This window comes from Pelagibacterium sp., assembly GCF_965249125.1.
GTDB lineage: Bacteria > Pseudomonadota > Alphaproteobacteria > Rhizobiales > Devosiaceae > Pelagibacterium.
Genome location: NZ_OZ252217.1, coordinates 1,375,580 through 1,391,155, shown reverse-complemented (window position 1 = coordinate 1,391,155; position 15,576 = coordinate 1,375,580). Strand labels below are relative to the sequence as shown.

The window sequence follows — 15,576 nt, the reverse complement described above, 5'->3', positions numbered from 1 at the left end:
TCATCCGCTCACCACGGAGCGGATGACCCTGCCTCCACGTTGCAGGATGATCTGCCAGGCGCGTGGACGCTGGCTGGCAATGGATTCGAAGGTTTCAATATCACGGATTTCCATGCCGTTCAGCGCGACGATTAAATCGCCCTCTTCAAGCCCCATGCGCGCCGCCGGGCTCCCTGCCTCGACGCCGATCACGGCGACACCCTGGGTTGAAAAGCCCAGCCCCAATTGCTGCGCCAAAGCGGGTGTCAACTCCGCGGCCGTGACCCCGGCAAATCGCGTATTGCCCGCAATCGTCGCCTGCCGCTCCGAGGTTGCGGGCGGCGCCCCCAGTTCCAGTGCGGCCATCGTTTCGGCGCCGTTGCGCCACAACGTCAATTCGGAGATCGAGCCGACCGGCTTAGTCGCCACGCGATAATTGAGCGCTTCGGGGTCCTGAACGCCCACCCCATCGATCGCCGTTATCACATCACCCGAAACCAGCCCCGCCGCCTCTGCCGGCCCATCGGGCGCGATTTCGGTCACCAGCGCTCCGCGCGGCGTGGTCAGCCCCAAACTGGCGGCCAGTTCCCCGTCAAGCGTCTGCATCTGCGCACCCAGCCAGGGCCGCACGATCTCGCCACCGGCGGCGCCCGCATCGGCGATGACACGCACCATGTTCGACGGTATGGCAAACCCGATGCCCTGAGAACCACCCGAGCGGGTAAACAGCGCTGTGTTGATACCGACCAGTTGTCCGTTCATATCGACCAGTGCGCCACCCGAATTGCCCGGATTGATCGCCGCATCAGTCTGGATGAAGAACTGATAGTCGGTCATCCCCATCCCGGTCCGCGCCAGCGCCGAAACGATGCCGCTGGACACCGATTGTCCCACCCCGAACGGATTGCCGATGGCCAGAACGAGATCGCCGACCTCCAACTGGTCGGAATCGGCAAACGATACAAAGGGAAACTCCCCGGCCCCGTCATCGGCCCTGAGCACCGCCAGATCGGTCGAGGGATCGGTCAACACCAGTTCGACGGGATATTCCCGCCCGTCATTGAGCACGACCCGAATGTCGGTTGCCCCCTCTACGACGTGATTGTTGGTAAGGATCATCCCATCCGCACTGACAATCACGCCCGAACCCAGCGATTGTGAGGTCTGCGGTCTCTGGTTGAACAGCGGAGAGCGCCCGAAGAACTGGTCGAAGAACGGATCGTTGAAACCGCTCTGCTGCTGTGTCACCCGCGTGGCATAGACATTGACGACCGCTGGCGCGACCTGTTGCACCACCGGCGAATAGGAAAGCTGAATTTCCGCCTGGCTCTGTGGGACGGCCCGTTCAGCCTGAGCGAAGGCGGTGGCGGGAACCAGAACCAGAAGAACGGCAATAATCGAGGTGCGGAACATGGGTCAGACTCCAGAGCTTGCAACGCGCTAAAGGTTAGAACCTCCCGCCCCGGTTTCAAGTGTCAAGCCCGTAAGGTTGGCGGCAAAAGCGTGGCAATTTTGACCCCGCACAAAGAATCGTCACAACCTGTCTCTATAGGCGAAATTGGCCATTGCAGAGGGGGGCAATGAGCCCTATACACGCGCGCTTTCAACCCCCACACAAGGTATCAAGGTCAATGGACCACGCGCCGTCTCGCACATACGCGAACACCGCAGAACTGATCGCCACCGAGGAACCCGATTACCCGAGTTTCCTGTTTTCCGAACGGCTCCTGGTCGATGCCATAAATACCTTCAAGGCGGGCTTTGACGGCCTGTTGACCTATGCGGTCAAATCCAACCCTTCGCCCCATATCCTCGAGATCATGAATCGTGCGGGGCTCAAGGCCTACGATGTTGCCTCTAACACCGAGATGGCCCTGATCCGCAAATACGCCCCCGACGCCGGGATGCATTACAACAACCCCATCAAGTCGCGCCGCGAGATCGAGCGCGCCTATTCCGAATTCGGCGTGCGCTCGTTCACCATCGATCACGTGGCCCAGCTCGACCAGCTCGCCGCCGTCATCCAGCCCAGCGAGGACGTCGAGGTGACGGTCCGCTTCAAGGCCGGCAAGGCGCTCAAATCCTACGATTTCGGCACCAAGTTCGGCGTGATGGAAGAAGGCGCCATCGCGATCTGCACCTTGGCCAGGGCGATGGGGTATTCCACCTCGCTGTGCTTCCATGTGGGCAGCCAGTGCGAGGAAGCCTATGCCTACGAGCGCCACATCGCCGCGGCGGGGCGTATTGCGCAAGCCTCCGGCATCGAGCTCAAGAGGCTCAATATCGGTGGCGGCTTCCCGGCCCCTTACATAACCAACTCGGCGCCTCCGCTCGACGTCTATTTCGAGACGATCCGCAACGCGGTGACCGATACCTTCGGCTCGAACAAGCCCGAGCTGATAGCAGAGCCGGGGCGTGGACTTTCCACTGGATGCACCTCGCTTCTGCTGCGCGTCAAGCACGTGCGCGGCGAGCAATCGGTCTATCTCAACGATGGCGTCTATGGCTCGCTGATGGAGGCGATGATCCTCGAGTTCATGCCGCCGATCCGCGTGTGGCGCGGCGACAAGGTGCTGACCGGCGAAAGCTGGGATTTCAAGATCTTCGGGCCGACCTGCGACAGCTATGACGTCATGCCCCAGACATTCATCCTGCCCGCCGCCATCGCCGAGGACGACTACATCGAATTCGGCCTGATGGGCGCCTACACCCAGGCCTCCCTTACCCCGTTCAACGGTTTCGACCGTCGCGACCTCTATTGGGTCGACGATATTCTGGTTTGATGGCCGCCGGCATCGGCCAATTCCCGCGGCCCGAAACACTCGGGTCGCGAATCTGCATTTTCGGACCATCCAATTCCGGAAAGTCGACGCTCGCCGTGGCGGTGGGCAACGCGCTGGGCGTCCCAGCCGTCCACCTCGATCTGCTCCATCATCAGCCGAATACCGATTGGATGCCTCGCCCGGCCCACGAATTCGAGCGTCTGCACGATGAGGCGATCGCTGGCGAGAGCTGGGTAATGGAAGGCAATTATTCCCGCCTCATGCTTCAACGCCTCCGGCGTGCGACCGGTATCGTCTGGGTCGATACGGCGATGCCCGGCAATCTTTGGCGCTATTTTCGCCGCACGCTGTTTGAACGCGACAGGATCGGCGCCCTCGAGGGCGGCCAGGACAGTATCAAATGGCTGATGATCCACCACATCGTATTCGTCCAGCCCAAACGCCGCTCAGGCCTCGAGCACATCGTCAAAGCCAGCGGCCTGCCCTTTGCAAGGGTCGAAAGCATGGCCTCCCTCAATCGCCTGTATGCGCAATGGGGTCTTCAAAGGCCATAGGCAATTGTTGGCGGGCAATCGGGCAAGGCAACAAAAAAAGGCGGCCCGAAAGCCGCCCTTTTCAATCCTGCCTGAGGCGGAAACCGCTTACGCGGCTTCGTTCTCTTCATCGCGCGTGAAGTCAGCGGTCGGGCCAGAATCCTTGCCCTTGGCTTCGACGTCGCGGTCGACGAATTCGATGATGCCGATGGGCGCATTGTCGCCGTGGCGGAAACCGGCCTTGAGGACGCGGGTGTATCCACCATTTCGGTCCTTGTAGCGCGGTCCGAGAACGTCGAACAGCTTCTTGACCATGGCTTCATCGCCAATCTGGGCGATGGCCTGGCGGCGGGCATGCAAATCGCCGCGCTTGCCAAGGGTGATGAGCTTTTCAACGATCGGGCGAAGATCCTTGGCCTTGGGCAAGGTCGTCACGATCTGTTCGTGCTTGATCAACGATGCGGACATGTTCTTGAACATCGCCTTGCGATGCGAAGAGGTCCGGTTCAGTTTGCGGCCGGCTTTACCGTGGCGCATGATACTCTCCTAAAGTTCTTCTGGTCGCAGCGGAGGATCAATAATGATCTTCGTAACGCTTGGCGAGGTCTTCGATGTTTTCGGGCGGCCAGTTGTTGACATCCATCCCGAGATGGAGCCCCATCTGGGCCAGCACTTCCTTGATCTCGTTGAGCGACTTGCGCCCGAAGTTCGGTGTGCGGAGCATTTCCGCTTCCGTCTTCTGGATGAGATCGCCGATATAGACGATGTTGTCGTTCTTGAGGCAGTTTGCCGAACGCACCGACAGTTCGAGCTCGTCGACTTTCTTGAGCAGCGCCGGGTTGAAAGCGAGTTCGGGGGTCGAATCCTCGGCCTTTTCCTTGGTGGGCTCTTCAAAATTGACGAAAACCGACAGTTGGTCCTGGACGATGCGGGCCGCAAAGGCCAGCGCGTCTTCGGGGCTGATCGCGCCGTTGGTCTCGATCTGCATGCTCAGCTTGTCGAAGTCGAGGTTCTGGCCCTCACGGGTCTTTTCGACCTTATAGCTGACGCGCTTGACCGGCGAGAACAACGCATCGACGGCGATGTAGCCAATCGGGGCGTCTTCTGGCTTGTTGCGGTCGGCCGGGACATAACCCTTGCCGGTATTGATCGTAAACTCGATATTGATCTCGGCACCGTCATCGAGGTGACAGATGACGAGATCAGGATTGAGTACTTCGATGTCGCCGGTGGTCTTGATGTCACCAGCGGTGACGGCACCCGGACCCTGCTTGGAAAGAGTCAGGCGCTTTGGCCCTTCGTCTTCCATCTTGATGGCGATTTCCTTGATGTTGAGAACGAGATCGGTCACGTCCTCACGCACGCCGGGAATCGACGAGAATTCATGCAATACGCCATCGATCTGGATGGCGGTAATCGCCGCACCCTGCAGCGACGAGAGCAGAACCCGGCGCAGCGTGTTGCCCAGGGTCAGGCCATAGCCGCGTTCAAGCGGCTCGGCGACCACGGAGGCGACGCGCGCGGAATCGCTGCCCGGAACGACGTCGAGCTTGGTCGGCTTAATCAGTTCCTGCCAGTTTTTCTGGATCATCACGTCCAACTTCCTTTTCAAAATCGCGGCCCTGCCCGGCCGCCATGCCGCAAACCGTAAAAGAACCCCGGCTGGCCTTGCCGAGGTCCATTCACATCAGACGCGACGGCGCTTGCGCGGCCGGCACCCATTGTGAGGAATGGATGTAACGTCCCGGATGGAAGTGACAGTGAAGCCGGCGGCCTGAAGGGCACGCAGTGCCGATTCACGACCCGAACCCGGGCCACGAACCTCGACCTCTAGGGTCTTCATGCCGTGTTCCTGCGCCTTCTTGGCGGCGTCTTCGGCAGCCATCTGGGCTGCATAAGGGGTCGATTTGCGCGAACCCTTGAACCCCATCGTACCGGCGGAGGACCAGGAGATCGTGTTGCCCTGAACGTCGGTGATGGTGACCATGGTGTTGTTGAACGAGGCGTTTACGTGTGCAACGCCGGCACTGATATTCTTGCGCTCGCGACGGCGAACGCGTGTGGTCTCTGCTTTAGCCATTTACTTCCTCTAGTGATCTCTAGCGCCGCCGTGGTTCCAGCGGCTACACCTCAAGAAACCCGCAACAGAACGTCTCGGCCGGACCATATCACCCGACCTTGCCGCTCCATCCCGTTTTTCTTATTTCTTCTTGCCCGCGATGGCCTTTGCAGGGCCCTTACGGGTGCGCGCGTTGGTGTGGGTCCGCTGACCACGCACCGGCAGACCGCGACGATGACGCAGGCCGCGATAATTGCCCAGATCCATCAAACGCTTGATGTTCATGGCAACCGAACGGCGAAGATCACCCTCGACCTGATAGTCACGGTCGATGGTTTCGCGGATCTGGATAACTTCCGCGTCGGTCAGTTCATTCACGCGCCGCTCGGCTGGAATGGACACCTTTTCGCAGATTTCAGAGGCCATTTTCGGCCCAATCCCGTGAATATACTGCAACGCGATGATCACGCGCTTGTTCGTCGGGATATTGACGCCAGCAATACGAGCCACGTCGGATCTCCTAAATTGATATGAGGACGTTACCGCCCCGTTTCGTTCAACAACAAGGGACCGGCATCCGACCCCCTTCTCTATACGGAAGGAACCGAATCCAGCCCTCGAAATTTCTGAGACTGGGCGCGGTTCTAAGGACTCACGGCATCAAAGTCAACACTGCCGCAAGCCCAATCGTTTCGGTCAGCTGATCGCCGACTTGATCGCGGCGGTGACCTCCCCGATCGGCGCCATTCCATCCACTGATTTGAGCAGGCCCTGCTCAGAATAGAACGACACCAGGGGCGCTGTCTGCTGGGTGTAGACATCAAGGCGTTTGCGCAGCACTTCCTCATTGTCGTCGGCCCGCGCGCCGCCGCTTTCCTTGGCCCGATTGATGATGCGCTCGACGAGCACATCGGGATCGGCCTTGATTTCAATGACCGCATTGAGGTGGAGCCCCTTACGGTCGAGCATGTGGGTCAGCGCCTCAGCCTGCGCAATGGTGCGCGGAAACCCGTCAAGGATGAACCCATTCTCGCAATCGGGCTGATCCATGCGCTCGGAAATGATGCCCGACACGATATCGTCGGAAACCAGATCCCCCCGATCGACGATCGCCTTGGCTTCAAGCCCGAGCGGGGTCTTGTCGGCGATCGCCGCCCGGAGCATGTCGCCAGTCGAAAGCTGAGGAATGGAATAGGTCGATACCAGGATCTGTGCCTGAGTGCCCTTGCCTGCCCCCGGCGGCCCCAAAAGAACCAGTCTCATCTTTTCCGTCCCCCTAGACGCGATTTCTTGACCATGCCCTCATATTGCTGCGCGATCAGATGGCTCTGAATCTGGCTCACCGTATCCAGCGTCACCGTAACCATGATGAGCAGCGACGTGCCGCCCAGGAAGGCAGAGATGTTAAGCTGGCTCAAAAACACTTCCGGGATCAGCGCGACGATGGTCAGATAGATCGCGCCGACGACGGTAATGCGGGTCAGCACGTAGTCGATATGCTGCGCCGTTCTTTCGCCCGGACGAATACCGGGAATGAACCCGCCCGACCGCTTGAGGTTGTCCGCCGTCTCGGTCGGATTGAAAACGATCGAAGTGTAAAAGAACGCAAAGAAGATAATCATTCCGGCAAACAGCGCCAGATAGAGCGGCTGGCCGCGTCCGAGCAGCGCCGAGATGTATTGCAGCCATTGCGGGGCATCGCCCTGGGCCGAGAACGTCGCAATCGTCGCCGGCAACAGCAGCAGCGAGGACGAGAAGATCACCGGAATGACGCCCGCAGTGTTGAGCTTAAGCGGCAGGTGCGAAGTGTCGCCCTGATACATCTTGTTGCCCACCTGGCGCTTCGGATATTGGATCAGAAGCCTGCGCTGGGCACGCTCGAAGAACACGATAACCCCGATCACCACGATGGCGCCGATCAGAATGCCGACGACAGCAAGCGTCGGCAGAGCACCGGTGCGGCTCAACTCGAGCGTTTGGGCAATTGTTGCTGGCAGGGATGCAACGATACCGGCGAAAATGATCAGCGAAATGCCGTTGCCGACACCGCGCGCAGTCATCTGCTCGCCCAGCCACATCAGGAACATGGTGCCGCCAACCAGGGTGATGACGGTGGAAATGCGGAAGAACCAGCCCGGATCGGCCACGACGCCTTCACTGGCCTCGAGCCCTACGGCAATGCCATAGGCCTGCACGGCGCAGAAGACGACGGTGAGATACCGGGTGTACTGGTTGAGCTTGCGCCGGCCGCTCTCCCCTTCCTTCTTCAATGCCTCAAGGCGCGGAGAGGCCGTCGACATCACCTGAATGACGATGGAGGCCGTAATGTAGGGGATCAGATTGAGCGCAAAAATCGCGAGACGTTCGACAGCGCCGCCGGCGAACATGTTGAACAGCCCGAAAATGCCGCCCTGCGCCTGCTGAAACGTCGCCGCGAAGGCATCAGGGTCGATGCCCGGAATCGGAATATAGGTGCCGAGCCGATAAACCAGCAACGCGCCAAGGGTGAAGAAAATCCGCTTCTGGAGTTCCTTGGCCTTCGAAAAGGTTGAAAAACTCAGGTTTCGGGCCAGTTGCTCGGCTGCAGACGCCATGACGGCTCCCTCTGAAGTGGCTTATAGAGCAAAGGAACGGGCCACACGGGCCCGCAAAAAAGACAATGCTCTGATATAGTCAGAGCGCGCCCCTATGCAATCCCCCTATTCAGGAAGATCGCCGGGGCGCGCTCGAAACATTGCAACGAATTATTCGGCGTCGGCAGGCTTGCCGATCAGCTCGACCTTGCCCCCGGCTGCTTCGATAGCAGCGGCGGCACCAGCGGAAACGTGGTTGACCTTGAAGGTGACCTTCTTGGCCTTGAATTCACCGCTGTTGATGAGCCGCACACCGTCCTTGGCGCGGCGGATGACGCCGGCCTTGACCAATGCTTCGGCATCCACGACGCCCTTGGCGTCGAGCTTGCCGCTGTCGATATAGGCCTGGATGCGGTCGAGACGGACAGCATTCCACTTCTTGGCGAAGGGATTGTTGAAGCCGCGCTTGGGCATCCGCATGTGAAGCGGCATCTGGCCGCCTTCAAAGCCATTGATCGAAACGCCCGAACGGGACTTCTGACCCTTGACGCCACGACCGCCGGTCTTGCCAAGACCAGAGCCGATGCCGCGACCGACGCGAACTTTGGCTTTGGTGGCGCCGGCGTTATCGGCGATCTCGTTGAGTTTCATAATACCAAATCCCTCTTAATGCTCGTCCACGACGCGGACGAGGTGAGCGACCTTGGAGATCATGCCGCGCACCGACGGCGTATCTTCCAGTTCGCTGCGGCGATGCATCTTGTTCAGGCCCAGGCCCACAAGTGTCGCGCGCTGATCTTCCTTGCGGCGGATCGGCGAACCGATCTGCTCGACGATAACGGTCTTCTTAGCCATTGTTTCTCTCCTCGAGCGCTGTCTCAAGCCTCGACGGCGGCTTCACCGCGACGTGCCTGCAACTCGGAAACCTTCAGACCGCGACGGGCCGCGACCGAACGCGGGCTGTCGACGTTCTTGAGCGCATCGAACGTGGCGCGAACCATGTTGTAAGGATTTGCCGAACCCTGGCTCTTGGCAACGATGTCGTTGATGCCAAGGGTTTCGAAGACGGCGCGCATCGGGCCGCCCGCGATGATGCCGGTACCGGCCGGAGCCGCACGCAGGATCACCTTGCCGGCGCCGTGACGGCCCTGCACGTCGTGGTGCAGCGTACGGGCTTCACGCAGCGGTACGCGGATCATCTGGCGCTTGGCCTGCTCGGTTGCCTTGCGGATGGCTTCAGGCACTTCACGCGCCTTGCCATGGCCAAAACCAACACGGCCTTTCTGATCACCAACCACCACCAGGGCAGCAAAACCAAAGCGACGACCGCCCTTGACCACCTTGGCAACACGGTTGATGTGAACCAGGCGATCGACGAATTCGCTATCGCGTTCTTGAGTGTCTCTCATCGTTCCTACCAGTCTTTTTTCTCTTTTATCTTGTAAGGAGCGTTCGCTTAGAAGCTCAGCCCGCCCTCGCGGGCGGCATCGGCCAGCGCCTTGACGCGGCCATGGAACAGATAGGCACCGCGATCGAACACGACGTCCGAAACACCGGCCTTGGTGGCGCGGGCAGCAAGTGCCTTGCCAACTTCAGAAGCAGCGGCCTGATTGGCGCCGTTCTTGATCTTGAGATCCTTTTCGAGCGAGGAAGCGGACGCCAGCGTCACGCCATTCGCATCGTCGATGATCTGTGCGTAGATATTCTTTTCCGAACGGAAGACCGACAAGCGCGGACGACCGTTGGCACGGGCCTTGAGAGCCCGACGAACACGCGCCTTGCGCCGTTCGATACCAGAGAGCTTAGCCATCTCGACCAATCCTTACTTCTTCTTGCCTTCTTTGCGGTAGATGTGCTCATCCGCATAGCGCACACCCTTGCCCTTGTAGGGCTCCGGCGGACGGAACTCACGAATGTCGGCCGCAACCTGGCCAACCTGCTGCTTGTCGATGCCCGTGACAACGATTTCCGTCTGGGTGGGCGCTGCAAGCGAAATCCCGTCCGGTGCCTTGAAGATGACTTCATGGGAGAAACCGAGGGAAAGCTTGAGGTCCGAACCCTGCATCTGGGCACGATAGCCGACGCCCGTGATGGCGAGCTTGCGCTCAAAGCCAGTCGAAACACCGGTCACGATGTTCTGCACGAGCGAGCGCGACAAACCCCAGGCGGCGCGCGCCTCACGGCTGTCATCGATGGGGGTAACAACTACGCCGTCATCGGTCATCTCAGGCTTGACCAGATCGACGAGCACCACTGAAAGCTCACCCTTTGAGCCCTTTGCGGTGACCTTCTGGCCGTCCAATGTGACCGTCACGCCGCTGACCGGTGCTACCGGCTTTTTGCCAATACGCGACATATTAAATTGCCTTTTCGTTCTATGAAGGCAGGATTTAAGCCCTGCCCGCTTCCGATCTCACGGAAACTCCAAACGTATGTGCGCCACGCCGGCCAATTGAAACGACCGGCATGAAACACGTTTTAGAAGACGCGGCAGAGAACCTCGCCGCCGACGTTTTCAGCGCGAGCTGCGTGATCGGCCATTACACCCTTGGGGGTGGACAGGATCGAAACACCCAGGCCGTTACCGACAACCGGGATATTCTTGACCGACGCGTAAACGCGGCGACCCGGCTTGGACACGCGCTGAATTTCACGGATAACAGGTTCGTTTTCCGAGTACTTGAGCTCGATGGCGAATTCGGGAAGGCCGTTTTCGCTGGTCCCTTCCGAATAGCCACGAATGTAGCCTTCGGCCTTGAGAACGTCGAGAACATGAGCACGAAGGCTCGAAGCGGGCGTACGGACGACATCGCGACGGCGCATCTGCGCGTTGCGGATGCGGGTCAGCATATCGCCAAGAGGATCTGTAAGAGTCATCTTCGTTCTTTCCTTACCAGCTCGACTTGACCAAACCGGGGATCATGCCCATCGAGCCAAGCTCGCGGAGCGCGATACGGCTCAGCTTGAGCTTGCGATAATAGCCGCGCGGGCGACCCGAAACCTCGCAGCGGTTGCGAACGCGAACCGGCGAAGCGTTGCGGGGCAGTTCGGCCAGCTTGAGCTGGGCGGCGAAACGCTCTTCAAAGCTCAGCGACTCGTCTTTTGCCTTGGCCTTGAGCGCAGCCCGCTTGGGCGCATACTGCTTGGCGAGCTTGGCGCGGCGCTTGTTTTTCTCGATGGAGCTAGTCTTAGCCATCTAAGTCTCTCTTTCGTCTCTTTTCCAGTTATCCGCTTACTGGCGGAACGGGAAATTGAAAGCCTTGAGAAGCGCACGCGCTTCGTCGTCGGTCTTTGCCGTGGTGCAGACGATCACGTCCATGCCCCAGACCTGATCGATCTGGTCATAGTTGATCTCGGGGAACACGATATGTTCCTTGATGCCCATGGCATAATTGCCGCGGCCATCGAAGCTCTTGGGGTTCAGGCCGCGGAAGTCGCGGACGCGCGGCAGCGCGACGTTGACCAGGCGGTCGATGAATTCGTACATCTGGGCACGGCGCAGCGTGACCTTGACGCCCAGCGCCATGCCTTCGCGGACCTTGAAGCCCGCGATCGACTTGCGCGCATAGGTGACGACAGGCTTCTGGCCGGCGATCTTTTCGAGATCGGCAAGGGCTGCCTTCACCTTCTTGGAATCGGCAACCGCTTCGCCGACGCCCATGTTGAGAACGACCTTCTCAAGCTTGGGAACCTGCATCGGGTTGACGTAGTTGAAGGTCTCGGTGAGACCGGCACGCACCACATCTTCATAATGCGTGCGCAGGCGCGGAATGTATGTCTCAGCCATCGATCACTTCTCCAGAACGCTTTGCGACGCGCTTCTTGACGCCGTCTTCGATCTTGAAGCCGACGCGGGTCGGCTTGTTGTCCTTGGCATCGACCAGAGCGATGTTGCTCAGGTGAATGGGGGCTTCCTTAGTGATGATGCCCGCATCCTGGCTCTGCGTCTGCTTCTGGTGACGACGCACCAGATTGATACCGGAAACCAGGGCCTTGGTGTCGGTCGGCATGACCTGCAGGACCTGCCCGGTCTTGCCCTTGTCCTTGCCAGTCAGAACGATGACCTTGTCACCCTTTTTGATCTTGGCAGCCATTACAGCACCTCCGGCGCGAGCGAAATGATCTTCATGTGGCTTTTCGCACGCAGCTCACGAGGAACCGGGCCAAAGATACGGGTGCCGATCGGTTCCTTGTTGTTGTTGATGATCACCGCCGCATTGCGGTCGAAACGGATCACGGTGCCATCGGGGCGCCGGATGTCGGAAGCGGTGCGAACCACCACAGCCTTCATAACCTGGCCCTTCTTGACGCGGCCGCGCGGGATGGCGTCCTTGACCGACACAACGATGATGTCGCCAACAGACGCATACTTGCGATGCGAACCGCCCAGCACCTTGATGCACATAACACGACGAGCGCCCGAATTATCGGCGACGTCGAGGTTCGTCTGCATCTGAATCATGACTGGTTGCCTTCTTTAATTACTGGTCCGCGTCCGGTATCCGGCACGGCACTAGATCTCTTTGTGAGCTCTTGCGTTATGCCGGATTGACCAGCGTCCAACGCTTGTTCTTGGAGATCGGCGCACATTCCTGGATCTGCACCACATCACCGACCTTGGCCGCATTGGCCTCGTCGTGGGCGTGGTACTTCTTGGACCGGCGCACGGTCTTTTTCATGATCGGGTGTGTAAAACGGCGCTCGACGCTCACCACAACCGTCTTCTCATTCGTATCGGAGACCACTGTCCCCTGCAGGATACGCTTGGGCATTCGTGTCTCCTTACTTTCCGGCCTGCGCCTTCTCGGCGATCACGGTCTGGACGCGCGCGATATCGCGGCGGACCTTGCGCACCTGAGAGGTGTTTTCCAGCTGCTGGGTAGCCCGCTGGAAACGCAGGTTGAACTGCTCTTTCTTCAGATTGACGAGCTCGTCCTTGAGTTCGTCGACCGTCTTTGCTCTAACGTCGCTCGGCTTTGCCATCGCTGTACGTCCTTAATCTGCAATGCGGCTGACGAACCGCGTCTTGATCGGCAACTTCATGGCCGCCAGACGCAGAGCTTCACGCGCAATCTCTTCACTTACGCCGTCAATTTCGAACATGATCCGGCCGGGCTTGACGCGGGCTGCCCAATATTCGGGAGCACCCTTACCTTTACCCATACGGACTTCGGTCGGCTTGGACGACACGGGCACATCCGGGAACACCCGGATCCACACACGGCCGGCGCGCTTCATGTAGCGTGTCATCGCGCGGCGTGCGGCCTCGATCTGGCGGGCGGTTATACGCTCAGGTTCCTGAGCCTTCAAGCCATATTCGCCAAAATTCAGGTCGGTGCCGCCCTTGGCGGCGCCGTGGATCCGGCCCTTGTGGGCCTTGCGGAACTTTGTACGTTTCGGTTGCAGCATTTTTTATAGTCCTATCAGCTTGCAGCCGGACCGCGGCGGCCCTGCCCGCCCGAATCACCACCTTCGGTGGCGCGGCGCTCGTGAGCCATCGGATCGTGTTCCATGATCTCGCCTTTGAAGATCCAGACCTTGATACCGATGATGCCATAGGTGGTCGCGGCTTCGGCAACACCATAGTCGACGTCGGCACGAAGGGTGTGAAGCGGCACGCGGCCTTCACGGTACCATTCGGTCCGGGCAATATCGGCGCCGCCAAGACGACCACCAACGTTGACACGGATGCCCTGGGCGCCCATGCGCATTGCCGTCTGGACGGCACGCTTCATGGCCCGGCGGAACGCCACGCGGCGCTCCAGCTGTTGGGCGATGCCCTGTGCAACCAGCGTTGCGTCGGTTTCCGGCTTGCGCACTTCAACGATGTTGATGTGCACTTCGGAATTGGTGAACTTCTTGACCTTGTTGCGGATCTTCTCGATGTCCGCGCCCTTCTTGCCGATCACGATGCCCGGACGAGCCGAGTGGATCGAAATGCGGCACTTGCGGTGCGGGCGTTCGATGACGATCTTGGAAACAGCGGCCTGCTTGAGCTCTTTCTCGAGCATCTCGCGGATCTTGAGATCTTCCTGCAGGAGCGAACCATACTCGCCCTTGTTGGCGTACCAACGGGAGTCCCAGGTGCGGTTGATGCCGAGGCGAAGCCCGATCGGATTAACTTTCTGGCCCATCAGATGGCCTCCTCGACTTCACGGACAACGATGGTCAGGTGCGAGAACGGCTTTTCGATGCGAGCGCCGCGACCGCGGGCACGTGCATGAAACCGCTTCATCACCAGAGCCTTGCCAACGAAGGCTTCCGAGACCACCAGGGAGTCCGTATCCAGACCATGGTTGTTTTCGGCGTTCGCGATGGCGCTCTCGAGGGTCTTCTTGACCGAAAGCGAAATCCGCTTGCGCGAGAATTCGAGTTCGGCAAGAGCCTTCTCGACCTTCTTGCCACGGATCTGTGCGGCAACCAGGTTGAGCTTCTGAGGGCTCGTGCGCACCATGCGAAGGACGGCTTTCGCCTCAGTGTCCTTGAGCGCGCGTTCACGCTTTTCCTTGCCCATCGTTACTTCCTCTTCGCCTTCTTGTCGGCCGCGTGCCCGTAATAGGTGCGCGTGGGCGAAAACTCACCGAACTTGTGGCCGATCATATCCTCGGAGACATTCACCGGGATGTGCTTCTGACCGTTATAGACGCCGAAGGTGAGGCCAACGAACTGCGGCAGGATCGTGGAGCGACGGCTCCAGATCTTGATGACTTCGTTGCGGCCCGATTCCCGGACCTTGTCTGCCTTCTTCAGCAGATACCCGTCGACAAACGGGCCTTTCCAGACGGAACGTGCCATGGCTTACCTGCCCTTCTTGAGGTGCCGCGAGCGGACGATGAATTTGTCCGTCGCCTTGTTGGTGCGGGTGCGCTTGCCCTTGGTCGGCTTGCCCCACGGAGTAACCGGATGACGGCCACCCGAAGTGCGGCCTTCACCACCACCATGGGGGTGATCGACCGGGTTCATCGCGACACCGCGAACGTTCGGACGGCGGCCCAGCCAACGATTGCGGCCGGCCTTGCCGATCGAGGTGTTGGAGTGATCCGGGTTGGAAACCGAACCGACTGTCGCAAGGCAGGAGCCGTGGACCAGACGCTGTTCACCCGACCCCATGCGAAGGATCGCCCAGCCGGCATCGCGACCGACATACTGAGCGTAAGCGCCAGCCGAGCGAGCCATCTGGCCGCCCTTCTTTGGCTTGAGCTCGATATTGTGAACGATCGTGCCGACCGGCATGCGCTCGAGCGGCATGGTGTTGCCCGGCTTCACGTCGACGGCGTTCATCGACGAGATCACCTTGTCACCGGCAGCGAGACGCTGCGGCGCCAGGATGTAAGCCTGCTCACCGTCGTCATAGGTCACCAGAGCGATGAATGCCGTCCGGTTGGGATCGTACTCCAGCCGCTCGACGGTGCCCTGGACGTCGAACTTGGTGCGCTTGAAATCGACGATGCGATAGCTGCGCTTGTGTCCGCCGCCCCGCGCAAACGAAGTGACACGGCCGTTATTGTTGCGACCACCCGACTTGGTAAGGCCTTCGGTCAGCTTCTTGACCGGGCCACCCTTCCAGAGCTCGGACCGGTTGATGCCGACAAGTTGGCGGCGGCCCGGCGAGGTGGGATTATATTGTTTCAAAGCCATTTGAACTCTTC

26 protein-coding genes are annotated in these 15,576 nt (G+C 59.7%); 2 read left to right on the top strand and 24 right to left on the bottom strand.

From position 1 onward, the window contains the following. Entirely contained in the window at positions 1–1,392 is a 1,392-nt protein-coding gene (locus ACP148_RS06930) for a Do family serine endopeptidase (protein ID WP_421950207.1), read from the bottom strand. A gap of 218 nt (positions 1,393–1,610) precedes the next feature. Between ACP148_RS06930 and ACP148_RS06925 the strand changes: the two genes are divergently transcribed. Further along, complete coding sequence (locus tag ACP148_RS06925) at positions 1,611–2,762, top strand: hypothetical protein (RefSeq protein ID WP_421950206.1); 1,152 nt, start codon at positions 1,611–1,613, stop codon at positions 2,760–2,762. Continuing rightward, positions 2,762–3,316, top strand: coding sequence for an AAA family ATPase (locus tag ACP148_RS06920; RefSeq protein WP_421950205.1), 555 nt, complete (start codon positions 2,762–2,764; stop codon positions 3,314–3,316). The genes ACP148_RS06925 and ACP148_RS06920 overlap by 1 nt, the downstream gene beginning before the upstream one ends. Positions 3,317–3,403: 87 nt before the next feature. Here the strand turns inward: ACP148_RS06920 and rplQ are convergent, their stop codons facing one another. From rplQ to rplB, 23 genes are all read right to left on the bottom strand, one after another. Further along, the gene (gene rplQ / locus ACP148_RS06915; RefSeq protein WP_421950204.1) at positions 3,404–3,832 is read right to left on the bottom strand and encodes a 50S ribosomal protein L17; all 429 of its coding nucleotides are present in this window, start codon (positions 3,830–3,832) and stop codon (positions 3,404–3,406) included. Positions 3,833–3,869: 37 nt separating this feature from the next. Continuing rightward, on the bottom strand, positions 3,870–4,886 hold the full coding sequence (locus ACP148_RS06910; protein ID WP_421950884.1) for a DNA-directed RNA polymerase subunit alpha: 1,017 nt from the start codon (positions 4,884–4,886) through the stop codon (positions 3,870–3,872). Positions 4,887–4,982: 96 nt separating this feature from the next. Then, the gene (gene rpsK, locus ACP148_RS06905; RefSeq protein WP_014130813.1) at positions 4,983–5,375 is read right to left on the bottom strand and encodes a 30S ribosomal protein S11; all 393 of its coding nucleotides are present in this window, start codon (positions 5,373–5,375) and stop codon (positions 4,983–4,985) included. A gap of 120 nt (positions 5,376–5,495) precedes the next feature. Next, positions 5,496–5,864 (bottom strand): 30S ribosomal protein S13, encoded by a 369-nt coding sequence (gene rpsM / locus ACP148_RS06900; RefSeq protein ID WP_264227510.1) that lies wholly within the window; start codon positions 5,862–5,864, stop codon positions 5,496–5,498. 186 nt (positions 5,865–6,050) lie between these two features. Next, entirely contained in the window at positions 6,051–6,617 is a 567-nt protein-coding gene (locus ACP148_RS06895; RefSeq protein ID WP_421950203.1) for an adenylate kinase, read from the bottom strand. Further along, positions 6,614–7,948 (bottom strand): preprotein translocase subunit SecY, encoded by a 1,335-nt coding sequence (gene secY, locus ACP148_RS06890; RefSeq protein WP_421950202.1) that lies wholly within the window; start codon positions 7,946–7,948, stop codon positions 6,614–6,616. The genes ACP148_RS06895 and secY overlap by 4 nt, the downstream gene beginning before the upstream one ends. A 150-nt stretch (positions 7,949–8,098) precedes the next feature. Beyond that, positions 8,099–8,578, bottom strand: coding sequence for a 50S ribosomal protein L15 (gene rplO / locus ACP148_RS06885; protein WP_264227507.1), 480 nt, complete (start codon positions 8,576–8,578; stop codon positions 8,099–8,101). Between the two features lie 15 nt (positions 8,579–8,593). After that, positions 8,594–8,782, bottom strand: a complete 189-nt coding sequence (rpmD, locus tag ACP148_RS06880; protein ID WP_421950201.1) for a 50S ribosomal protein L30 — start codon at positions 8,780–8,782, stop codon at positions 8,594–8,596. A gap of 23 nt (positions 8,783–8,805) precedes the next feature. Further along, the gene (rpsE, locus tag ACP148_RS06875; protein WP_014130819.1) at positions 8,806–9,336 is read right to left on the bottom strand and encodes a 30S ribosomal protein S5; all 531 of its coding nucleotides are present in this window, start codon (positions 9,334–9,336) and stop codon (positions 8,806–8,808) included. A gap of 47 nt (positions 9,337–9,383) precedes the next feature. Further along, complete coding sequence (rplR, locus tag ACP148_RS06870; RefSeq protein WP_421950200.1) at positions 9,384–9,737, bottom strand: 50S ribosomal protein L18; 354 nt, start codon at positions 9,735–9,737, stop codon at positions 9,384–9,386. 12 nt (positions 9,738–9,749) lie between these two features. Next, the gene (gene rplF, locus ACP148_RS06865) at positions 9,750–10,283 is read right to left on the bottom strand and encodes a 50S ribosomal protein L6 (protein ID WP_421950199.1); all 534 of its coding nucleotides are present in this window, start codon (positions 10,281–10,283) and stop codon (positions 9,750–9,752) included. A 122-nt stretch (positions 10,284–10,405) separates the two neighbouring features. Then, positions 10,406–10,804: a 30S ribosomal protein S8 gene (rpsH, locus tag ACP148_RS06860; protein WP_421950198.1), complete on the bottom strand. Its 399-nt coding sequence runs from the start codon at positions 10,802–10,804 to the stop codon at positions 10,406–10,408. Between the two features lie 13 nt (positions 10,805–10,817). Continuing rightward, positions 10,818–11,123: a 30S ribosomal protein S14 gene (rpsN, locus tag ACP148_RS06855; protein ID WP_421950197.1), complete on the bottom strand. Its 306-nt coding sequence runs from the start codon at positions 11,121–11,123 to the stop codon at positions 10,818–10,820. Positions 11,124–11,159: 36 nt separating this feature from the next. After that, positions 11,160–11,714 (bottom strand): 50S ribosomal protein L5, encoded by a 555-nt coding sequence (rplE, locus tag ACP148_RS06850; RefSeq protein ID WP_014130824.1) that lies wholly within the window; start codon positions 11,712–11,714, stop codon positions 11,160–11,162. After that, the gene (gene rplX, locus ACP148_RS06845; RefSeq protein ID WP_014130825.1) at positions 11,707–12,021 is read right to left on the bottom strand and encodes a 50S ribosomal protein L24; all 315 of its coding nucleotides are present in this window, start codon (positions 12,019–12,021) and stop codon (positions 11,707–11,709) included. The genes rplE and rplX overlap by 8 nt, the downstream gene beginning before the upstream one ends. After that, a complete protein-coding gene (rplN, locus tag ACP148_RS06840) occupies positions 12,021–12,389 on the bottom strand; it encodes a 50S ribosomal protein L14 (protein ID WP_014130826.1) in 369 nt (122 codons plus the stop codon). The genes rplX and rplN overlap by 1 nt, the downstream gene beginning before the upstream one ends. A gap of 76 nt (positions 12,390–12,465) precedes the next feature. Then, a complete protein-coding gene (gene rpsQ / locus ACP148_RS06835; protein WP_421950196.1) occupies positions 12,466–12,699 on the bottom strand; it encodes a 30S ribosomal protein S17 in 234 nt (77 codons plus the stop codon). 10 nt (positions 12,700–12,709) lie between these two features. Further along, on the bottom strand, positions 12,710–12,910 hold the full coding sequence (gene rpmC / locus ACP148_RS06830) for a 50S ribosomal protein L29 (protein ID WP_014130828.1): 201 nt from the start codon (positions 12,908–12,910) through the stop codon (positions 12,710–12,712). Positions 12,911–12,922: 12 nt separating this feature from the next. Further along, complete coding sequence (rplP, locus tag ACP148_RS06825) at positions 12,923–13,336, bottom strand: 50S ribosomal protein L16 (protein ID WP_417581991.1); 414 nt, start codon at positions 13,334–13,336, stop codon at positions 12,923–12,925. Between the two features lie 14 nt (positions 13,337–13,350). After that, positions 13,351–14,061 carry a 30S ribosomal protein S3 gene (gene rpsC, locus ACP148_RS06820; protein WP_264227496.1) on the bottom strand — a complete coding sequence of 237 codons (711 nt, stop codon included), beginning with the start codon at positions 14,059–14,061 and terminating at the stop codon, positions 13,351–13,353. Then, a complete protein-coding gene (rplV, locus tag ACP148_RS06815; protein ID WP_421950195.1) occupies positions 14,061–14,441 on the bottom strand; it encodes a 50S ribosomal protein L22 in 381 nt (126 codons plus the stop codon). The genes rpsC and rplV overlap by 1 nt, the downstream gene beginning before the upstream one ends. 2 nt (positions 14,442–14,443) lie before the next feature. Then, positions 14,444–14,722 carry a 30S ribosomal protein S19 gene (rpsS, locus tag ACP148_RS06810; RefSeq protein WP_014130832.1) on the bottom strand — a complete coding sequence of 93 codons (279 nt, stop codon included), beginning with the start codon at positions 14,720–14,722 and terminating at the stop codon, positions 14,444–14,446. 3 nt (positions 14,723–14,725) lie between these two features. Further along, positions 14,726–15,565 (bottom strand): 50S ribosomal protein L2, encoded by an 840-nt coding sequence (rplB, locus tag ACP148_RS06805; protein ID WP_421950194.1) that lies wholly within the window; start codon positions 15,563–15,565, stop codon positions 14,726–14,728. Positions 15,566–15,576 lie beyond the last annotated feature (11 nt).

Coding starts and splice junctions, on each gene's coding strand:
- ACP148_RS06930 (WP_421950207.1), bottom strand. CDS start 1,392: ATGTTCCGCACCTCGATTATTGCCGTTCTTCTGGTTCTGGTTCCCGCC.
- ACP148_RS06925 (WP_421950206.1), top strand. CDS start 1,611: ATGGACCACGCGCCGTCTCGCACATACGCGAACACCGCAGAACTGATC.
- ACP148_RS06920 (WP_421950205.1), top strand. CDS start 2,762: ATGGCCGCCGGCATCGGCCAATTCCCGCGGCCCGAAACACTCGGGTCG.
- rplQ (WP_421950204.1), bottom strand. CDS start 3,832: ATGCGCCACGGTAAAGCCGGCCGCAAACTGAACCGGACCTCTTCGCAT.
- ACP148_RS06910 (WP_421950884.1), bottom strand. CDS start 4,886: ATGATCCAGAAAAACTGGCAGGAACTGATTAAGCCGACCAAGCTCGAC.
- rpsK (WP_014130813.1), bottom strand. CDS start 5,375: ATGGCTAAAGCAGAGACCACACGCGTTCGCCGTCGCGAGCGCAAGAAT.
- ACP148_RS06895 (WP_421950203.1), bottom strand. CDS start 6,617: ATGAGACTGGTTCTTTTGGGGCCGCCGGGGGCAGGCAAGGGCACTCAG.
- secY (WP_421950202.1), bottom strand. CDS start 7,948: ATGGCGTCTGCAGCCGAGCAACTGGCCCGAAACCTGAGTTTTTCAACC.
- rplO (WP_264227507.1), bottom strand. CDS start 8,578: ATGAAACTCAACGAGATCGCCGATAACGCCGGCGCCACCAAAGCCAAA.
- rpmD (WP_421950201.1), bottom strand. CDS start 8,782: ATGGCTAAGAAGACCGTTATCGTCGAGCAGATCGGTTCGCCGATCCGC.
- rpsE (WP_014130819.1), bottom strand. CDS start 9,336: ATGAGAGACACTCAAGAACGCGATAGCGAATTCGTCGATCGCCTGGTT.
- rplR (WP_421950200.1), bottom strand. CDS start 9,737: ATGGCTAAGCTCTCTGGTATCGAACGGCGCAAGGCGCGTGTTCGTCGG.
- rplF (WP_421950199.1), bottom strand. CDS start 10,283: ATGTCGCGTATTGGCAAAAAGCCGGTAGCACCGGTCAGCGGCGTGACG.
- rpsH (WP_421950198.1), bottom strand. CDS start 10,804: ATGACTCTTACAGATCCTCTTGGCGATATGCTGACCCGCATCCGCAAC.
- rpsN (WP_421950197.1), bottom strand. CDS start 11,123: ATGGCTAAGACTAGCTCCATCGAGAAAAACAAGCGCCGCGCCAAGCTC.
- rplE (WP_014130824.1), bottom strand. CDS start 11,714: ATGGCTGAGACATACATTCCGCGCCTGCGCACGCATTATGAAGATGTG.
- rplX (WP_014130825.1), bottom strand. CDS start 12,021: ATGGCTGCCAAGATCAAAAAGGGTGACAAGGTCATCGTTCTGACTGGC.
- rplN (WP_014130826.1), bottom strand. CDS start 12,389: ATGATTCAGATGCAGACGAACCTCGACGTCGCCGATAATTCGGGCGCT.
- rpsQ (WP_421950196.1), bottom strand. CDS start 12,699: ATGCCCAAGCGTATCCTGCAGGGGACAGTGGTCTCCGATACGAATGAG.
- rpmC (WP_014130828.1), bottom strand. CDS start 12,910: ATGGCAAAGCCGAGCGACGTTAGAGCAAAGACGGTCGACGAACTCAAG.
- rplP (WP_417581991.1), bottom strand. CDS start 13,336: ATGCTGCAACCGAAACGTACAAAGTTCCGCAAGGCCCACAAGGGCCGG.
- rpsC (WP_264227496.1), bottom strand. CDS start 14,061: ATGGGCCAGAAAGTTAATCCGATCGGGCTTCGCCTCGGCATCAACCGC.
- rplV (WP_421950195.1), bottom strand. CDS start 14,441: ATGGGCAAGGAAAAGCGTGAACGCGCGCTCAAGGACACTGAGGCGAAA.
- rpsS (WP_014130832.1), bottom strand. CDS start 14,722: ATGGCACGTTCCGTCTGGAAAGGCCCGTTTGTCGACGGGTATCTGCTG.
- rplB (WP_421950194.1), bottom strand. CDS start 15,565: ATGGCTTTGAAACAATATAATCCCACCTCGCCGGGCCGCCGCCAACTT.